This is a genomic window from Microcoleus pseudofavosus SVA1_A4 (genome assembly GCF_036700565.1).
Classification (GTDB): Bacteria; Cyanobacteriota; Cyanobacteriia; order Cyanobacteriales; family Microcoleaceae; genus Microcoleus.
In genome coordinates, this window is sequence record NZ_JAUBPE010000025.1 from 74,865 (window position 1) to 82,575 (window position 7,711).

Consider the following 7,711-nt stretch of genomic DNA (forward strand, 5'->3'; position numbering starts at 1 on the left):
ACGCAGAACAGCAACAGCGCAGTTTTTGACTTTTTATTACTATTAGCTAAATTGACGAGAGCGAGGAAGGCGTATGAATTCTGAACCAGTATCAACGGCGTGGGGAAAAATACAGGCAATGACTAACAGCCTGATTACCATACTGCCAAATTTGGTACTCGCCTTAATCGTCTTTGCCATCTTCTGGTTTGCCGCCAGGGTATTCAAGTCGCTAGTCAAACGCCTTACCAGCAGGCATCGACAAGCGCGGAATCTGGGACTGGTACTCGGACGTTTGTCACAAGGCATCGTCATTTTAATCGGTTTATTCGTTGCCTTATCTATTGTCATCCCCTCATTCAAGGCAGGGGATTTAATTCAACTTTTGGGCATTAGCGGTGTAGCGATTGGCTTTGCGTTTCGTGATATTCTGCAAAACTTCCTAGCAGGTATCTTAATTCTCTTAACTGAGCCGTTCCAGCTTAATGACCAAATTGTCTTCAAAAACTTTGAGGGAACGGTTGAAGAGATTCAGACTCGTGCCACAACGATTAGAACATACGATGGTCGTCGGGTTGTGATCCCGAATTCCGAGTTATTTACAAACTCGGTGATGGTTAATACCAGTTGGGAAAACCGCCGAGTACAGTACGACGTTGGTATCGGTTATGGGGATGACATCGACCGGGTGAAGCAGTTGATAATGGAAGCGATCGCTAATTTAGAAGGCATTCTCAAAGAGCCTGCCCCAGATGTATTAGTGATGGAGTTGGCTGGAAGTAGCGTGAACATTCGCGTGCGTTGGTGGATCGATCCACCGCGACGTGCCGAGGCGCTTGATACAAGGGATAAAGTTCTCACTGCCATCAAGAACAAGCTGACTGCCAACGGCATTGACCTACCTTTTCCGACGCAGCAAATCCTATTCCACGATCAAACCGAGGAGACAGATGGCGATCGCTCTCGTCAACGTGAAGGATGGCCCGGTGGAAACAAGGACGTACCGAACTCACGCAGCATTAGTGGTTCCTTGAGAAATCTGGCTCAGATGCGGACGCAAAGAGATGGGAACGAAAACGAATGAACGCAGAACAGCAACGGTTAGAAGAGAATTGCGAACCGGATCAACCTTGGTATCGTTGGGGTTCCTACCTGAGCGATCGCCAATGGGGTACAGTGCGAGAAGACTATTCACCTGATGGTTCAGCTTGGGAGTATTTTCCTCACGACCATGCGCGATCGCGCGTTTACCGTTGGGGTGAAGATGGACTGGGTGGATGGTGCGATCGCCACAGTCAACTCTGCTTTGGTCTAGCATTGTGGAATGGCCGCGATCCAATTTTAAAAGAACGCCTGTTTGGGCTGACTAACGAACAGGGAAATCACGGTGAGGATGTCAAAGAATACTACTTCTACCTAGACAACACGCCTACCCATTCCTATATGCGCTGGTTGTACAAGTATCCGCAACAGGAATTTCCCTACACTCAGCTTGTAGAGGAAAACGCCCATCGCCACAAGGATCAGCCAGAATTTGAATTATTGGATACGGGCGTGTTTGACGATAATCGCTATTTTGATGTGGTTGCCGAGTACGCCAAAGCCTCTTCCGATGATATTTGCATTCGCATCAGTGTCACAAATCGGGGGGCGGAAACTGCCAGCATCGACGTGCTACCGACCCTTTGGTTTCGCAATACCTGGATCTGGACGGGCAATAAACCGCAGTCACAGCTATCGAAAGTTGCTGATGGTGTAATTAAGGCGATCGCTAAGAAATATGGGGATTATTGGTTATTTTGCGATGGGAATCCTCCGCTTTTATTTACCGAAAATGAAACTAACAGCCAACACCTCTACGGAGTGGCTAATGCCTCGCCTTATGTTAAAGACGCTTTTCACGAGTATGTAATTCACAACAACCAGGATGCTGTGAATCCCGATCGAGTTGGTACAAAAGCAGCAGCTTGGTATCACTTGGAAATTGGGGCGGGACAGACGAAAGTAATTCAATTGCGATTCACCAACCAATATACAGAAACGCCATTTAATGCAGCATTTGCCGATACCTTCCGCCAGCGTCAAACAGAGGCAGACGAATTTTACGAAACGCTCACCCCTGGTCTAGACGAGGACTGCCGCAACGTCCAACGACAAGCATTTGCCGGACTGCTGTGGAGCAAACAGTTCTATAAATATGATGTCCGTACTTGGCTGCATGGAGATTCAGCGGAACCTAAAGAGCCCAGTCAACGCCTCACTGGGCGCAATGCTGAGTGGTGGACGCTCTACACTGAAGAAATTATTTCCATGCCCGATAAGTGGGAATATCCTTGGTTTGCTGCATGGGATTTGGCGTTCCACTGCATTGCTTTGGCATTAATCGATGGAAACTTTGCCAAGCAGCAATTACTGTTACTAACCAGCGATCGCACCATGCACCCCAACGGTCAATTACCCGCTTACGAGTGGGCTTTTGGCGATGTCAATCCTCCGGTACAAGCATGGGCGGCGTGGCGCGTCTACAAAATAGAAGAAAAACGAGTTGGAAAGGGCGATCGCAAATTCTTAGAGCGAATGTTTCACCGCTTGATGATCTACTTTACCTGGTGGGTGAACCGCAAAGACATACGAGGGCAAAACTTGTTTCAAGGAGGATTTCTCGGACTAGATAACATTGGGTTATTTGACCGCAGCAAGCCATTACCAACTGGGGGATATTTAGAGCAGGCAGACGGCACGGCATGGATGAGTATGTTCTCACTAAATATGCTGGCGATCGCTCTGGAACTATCCCGTGAGGACGAAAGCTACAGCGATATGACGTTGAAGTTTTTTGAACACTTCCTCTACATTGCTAACGCCATGAATCAAGTAGGGTCTGAAAAAATTGTGCTTTGGGACGACGAAGACGGCTTTTACTACGATGCCTTGCACTTACCCAATGGAGAGGATGTGCGACTGAAAGTACGCTCAATGGTGGGACTGATACCGCTATTTGCAGTTGATACTCTGGAGCCAGATTTGTTAGAAATTGTGCCAGGGTTAAAAGACAAAATTGAGTGGTTTCTCAACAACCGTCCCGAACTGGCAAAAAATATTGCTTGTATGACCGTTGAGGGAGAAGGCGATCGCCGCCTGCTTGCCATCACCAGCCCCGAAGCGCTGCGTCGTATCCTGCGACGATTGTTAGATGAGGATGAATTTCTCTCACCTCACGGTATCCGATCGGTTTCCCGCTATCACCAAGATCATCCCTTTATCTTCGATTGGGATAGCACTCGCTATCAAGTAGACTATGAGCCTGCTGAGTCTACTACCGGCCAATTTGGCGGTAATTCTAACTGGCGCGGCCCCGTCTGGTTTCCAGTTAACTTTCTACTAATTGAATCCTTGCAAAAGTTCCACCACTACTTAGGTGATGACTTCACAGTGGAGTGTCCCACAGGTTCAGGAATAATGCTCAATCTCTGGGAGGTGGCGGCTTATTTGGAGAAACGGTCGATCGCTATTTTCTTACAAAATCAAGATGGGCAGCGTCCGGTTTACGGTGGTATTGCAAAATTTCAGCAAGATCCCCATTGGCGGGATTTGATTCTCTTTTACGAATACTTTCACGGTGACAACGGGGCTGGATTGGGCGCAAGTCACCAAACCGGATGGACAGCACTAATTGCCAAGTTGATTCAGCAGGTGAATGAGAAACCGTGATTGCCTACTCCTAATACCAATTCTTGAAACTATGACTACAAATCTCTACCCCCCGGCTTTGCCGTCCCCCCTTGCAACGGCTACCGTGTACACACAAGTCAAAGTAAACTAGAAAAACGATTCACAGAGGTATAAGTTGCTGTACCTCTTGGTCACGCAAAGTGCTGTATATTGAGTAAAGCCGCAACTAAAATCCACCCAGATATGAAGCCAAAACCAAACAGTACAGAACAATCTGCACAGCATCGCAGGATCAAAAAGCTGCCAGAAGTTACGATCTTTTTCTGGATTATCAAGTTGCTGACTACGGGAATGGGCGAAACAACTTCAGATTACCTAGCCCATCAGATGAACCCAATTTTTGCGGTCGCTCTGGGGGGAAGTGGATTAGTGATTGCTTTAGTAATACAGTTTTCAGTACGGAAATATATTCCCTGGGTCTATTGGTTAGCTATTATTATGGTCGCTATATTCGGAACAATGGCTGCTGATGCTATCCATGTTGTATTAGGTGTTTCGTATCTCCTATCGACTGTAGGATTTTCCATCGTACTTAGTATTATTTTTGCAGTTTGGTATATGAGCGAGAAAACTTTATCGATTAATCATATTTACACACTTCGGCGCGAATTATTTTACTGGGCAACCGTTATGGCTACATTTGCGCTTGGCACAGCCGCAGGTGATATGACAGCATCAACTTGGGGTTTGGGGTACTTCACATCAGGTGTATTGTTTGCCTTGTTATTTGCTCTACCAGCGATCGCATACTGGCGCTCAGGACTTAATGAGGTCGGGGCTTTTTGGCTCGCATATATCCTGACTAGACCATTGGGCGCTTCCTTCGCAGATTGGATCGGTAAATCTCAGGATGTTGGTGGAGTAGGTTTTGGTACGGGGCAGATCAGCATTGTCTTAACTATTCTGATTGTTGGTTTTGTTGCTTATCTCACATACTCTAGCAAAGACAGTTATAGCAATTAATAAATAACTACTCACTTTAGTTGTCCGCGAGCATATTTTGGCGAACCTTAGCAGTGATGGCACGATCTAGAATACATAGATAATGTTTTTTTTCAATGCGTAAGTCCTAGGAAATTTATTTTTATGACTCATCCTTCATCCCACGAACAAACTGAAGCGCGATCGAGCGATCGCGAACATCCAACACCCCCGACAATCGACTATTGGCACGTCTGGACTGACGAAGACGGCATCAGCCACCAGTCTCGTTGCCAAATTCAAGACTTCACTCTCAAGAGCATTTCACCACCTGCCTCTCCTCAGTGGCTCGAGCAGATGCAGCAAGTCGGTGCTACCGTAGTCTTTACGGTGCAACCTGTGGGCTGGATTGGCACTTGGCATGAAAATCCGAAACCCCAGTGGATTATTCCGCTATCGGGACGCTGGTTTGTGGAGACGATGGACGGGCAACGAGTAGAGATGGGTGTTGGTGAAATTTCGTTTGGAGAAGACCAGAATACTAAAGCCAACGCCCAGGGACAGAAGGGACATCTTTCTGGCACTGTCGGCGATGCGCCCGCAGTTTTGATGATTGTGCAACTTCAAGAAACGCCTACAATTGGGCAGGCTTGCCGCTTTCGATAAGCTCTAAATTTTTATGTTGAATCGCATTCAGGTACAACGGATTCGTGCTATTGGGTTAACCGTGAGTGATGCCGATCGCTCTCAGGACTTCTATACGCACGCACTAGGGTTTGAACCCGTTTCAGACATCACGGTTGAAACAGAGGATTACAGCGACTTAGTAGGCGTGGCTGAGGCAACAATTCGCATTGTCACTTTGCAGCTTGGAGATGAACTGATTGAGCTGATACAGTATCTCAATATTGAGGGAAAACCGATTCCCAAGGATTCGCAAAGTAATGATTTGTGGTTTCAACATTTGGCGATCGCAGTTAGTGACATGGATCGGGCTTATGCTCATTTGCGATCGTTTTCAATTGAACCGATTTCAGTTGCACCGCAGACAATACCGCCTGATAATAAAGCATCTGCTGGTGTACGAGCCTTCAAGTTCAAAGACTGCGATCGCCATCCTTTAGAGTTAATTTGGTTTCCTGCCGATAAAGGACAAGACAAATGGCATCAAAAGAGCGATCGCGCCTTTCTAGGAATCGACCACAGTGCGATCGCGATTAGCAACACTGAGCAGAGTCTAAAATTTTACCGCGACTTGCTGGGAATGCAGGTCGAGGGTGGCAGTTTCAACCAAGGTGAAACGCAAGCTCGACTTGATAATTTACCAGAAGAAGTTGAAGTCAAAATTACAGCACTGCGACCTAATCAAGGCGGTTTAGGTATTGAATTATTAGACTATCTTGTGCCTCCAAATAGTCGTCCCATGCCGAGTAACTGGAAAAGTTACGATCTTGCCAATATGCAAATTGAGCTAGTTGTCAACGACATTGAGCAAGCTGTGGAAATGTTGCGGCAGAATGGGGTTGAGATTGTGTCGTCGCGGGTTGTGGAGTTTACAGAGAGTTGCTGTCCTTATCGTCAAGGTTGTTTAATCAAAGACGCTGACAGACATAGTATATTGCTGATTGCAAAATAACCGTTAAACAGACTTCCTAACTAGCAAAAGCCGTCAAATACTTGGCTTGCAGTTGAATCTCTGTCGCCATAAATTCACTGAGTTTATTATGACTTCTAGTGAAAGAGGTTTGGTTTGTCCCTTCACAGTAGAAGTAAGTGGGTGGATCATCTCCTTCAGAAAGTCTAAAAAAGCTAAATTGATAACCCTGGTGCATAAAGAAAACAAACGCATCTTCTGGCAGAGTATTGGGAAATTGATTTTCTTCTAAGAGTTCGATAGCCCACTCTTTTAAATAAGGTAGGTGTTTAAAAAAACAGTCCGACCCCTGCAAGACTCGACCTGCATTCTTCCCCATCCAGAGGAGAAACTCTTTATAGGCTTCCGGCAGCGAGAACCCCAACTTCTTCTCAAGCTCAGTAATTTCACGGTAAGTACAGCCCATTAGTTCATGCGGATTCACCAATTTGAGTTCTTTAAACCTTTCTTTGACTCGATCTAGATACATGGCTATTCACTCTTTTCAAAACGTAGTTGTAAAGTACATAGCGATAAAAAATCGCGGCTACAAAGCTAAAGTCCGCCTACGCCGACTCCGGGAAAATCAAGGATTTTGAAACCCGCTTAAGCGGGTTTCGTTGCTAAAGTCCGCCTACGCCGACTCCGGGAAAATCAAGGATTTTGAAACCCGCTTAGGCGGGTTTCGTTTGTATATGCCTGGATAACTATTGCTGGGGCATTAGAAAGCCAGCTCGATCAGAACCCTCTGAGTCTACCCTCCATGATTCACCCTCAACATAATGTTTGGAAATAGGCGACGAAACTGCTCGATTACAAAACTACAGGAAGCACAAGGCGGACGCTCTGTATATAAATTAACCGTTCCTTCAATATTTGGCATCTGCCCATATCGAGAGGCTAGCTCCTCAAGAAGCTTATATTCACTGTCATAGGCTCGCGAATGCCCATCTGGAACATCAAAGGTTTGAAAAAAGGGCTGCGTAGGTACATCAACCGTTCCTACAGGACTCCTTTTCCCGCTGATCCCTCTTAGTTCGCCAGAGTCATTCCCTATTTGGAAGACTGCAAGAGCGATGTTTTTGCTCCTTGAGACATTATACTGTTGGCGAATTCTATTAATAGAATCCGTGAAATTAAAATCTTCCATAAAAAGTGATTATATTACCTGAAAAATAAATAACTATATTAATATATTAGTAATTCTACTGATTTAGAGCAAAGGCATTCGTTTTCCTTTTAGCGCTACGCTCTTAGGCTTCACACCCCCCTAACGGTTTCGGGATTACCGCCTTGTCTATCCAAGGTGTTTATTAAATACATTATAATCTAAAACTCCATATCTGTGTAAAAAATAGGTGTAAAAAAAACGTAAGGATTCAGGTCAAAAAAACTTCAGTGGCGGCATCTGGTAAAATAAACGAATGAAAAAGCCCGCAGCCACCA

Annotated in this window: 7 protein-coding genes; 5 read left to right on the forward strand and 2 right to left on the reverse strand. The window is 45.7% G+C overall.

Annotated elements, in window-relative coordinates; translation table 11 throughout:
* Positions 1-73: 73 nt before the first annotated feature.
* From QUA02_RS13170 to QUA02_RS13190, 5 genes are all read left to right on the forward strand, one after another.
* A complete protein-coding gene (locus QUA02_RS13170; protein ID WP_333028318.1) occupies positions 74-1,063 on the forward strand; it encodes a mechanosensitive ion channel family protein in 990 nt (329 codons plus the stop codon).
* A complete protein-coding gene (locus QUA02_RS13175; RefSeq protein ID WP_333028321.1) occupies positions 1,060-3,690 on the forward strand; it encodes an MGH1-like glycoside hydrolase domain-containing protein in 2,631 nt (876 codons plus the stop codon). The genes QUA02_RS13170 and QUA02_RS13175 overlap by 4 nt, the downstream gene beginning before the upstream one ends.
* A 204-nt stretch (positions 3,691-3,894) precedes the next feature.
* Positions 3,895-4,674 (forward strand): COG4705 family protein, encoded by a 780-nt coding sequence (locus QUA02_RS13180; protein ID WP_333028322.1) that lies wholly within the window; start codon positions 3,895-3,897, stop codon positions 4,672-4,674.
* A gap of 123 nt (positions 4,675-4,797) precedes the next feature.
* Positions 4,798-5,298: a cupin domain-containing protein gene (locus QUA02_RS13185; protein ID WP_333028324.1), complete on the forward strand. Its 501-nt coding sequence runs from the start codon at positions 4,798-4,800 to the stop codon at positions 5,296-5,298.
* A gap of 13 nt (positions 5,299-5,311) precedes the next feature.
* On the forward strand, positions 5,312-6,268 hold the full coding sequence (locus tag QUA02_RS13190) for a VOC family protein (protein WP_333028325.1): 957 nt from the start codon (positions 5,312-5,314) through the stop codon (positions 6,266-6,268).
* Positions 6,269-6,284: 16 nt separating this feature from the next.
* Here QUA02_RS13190 and QUA02_RS13195 read toward each other — a convergent pair whose 3' ends face one another.
* On the reverse strand, positions 6,285-6,755 hold the full coding sequence (locus tag QUA02_RS13195) for an SMI1/KNR4 family protein (protein ID WP_333028326.1): 471 nt from the start codon (positions 6,753-6,755) through the stop codon (positions 6,285-6,287).
* Positions 6,756-7,019: 264 nt separating this feature from the next.
* Positions 7,020-7,415 (reverse strand): deaminase domain-containing protein, encoded by a 396-nt coding sequence (locus tag QUA02_RS13200; protein WP_333028328.1) that lies wholly within the window; start codon positions 7,413-7,415, stop codon positions 7,020-7,022.
* Between the last annotated feature and the right edge of the window lie 296 nt (positions 7,416-7,711).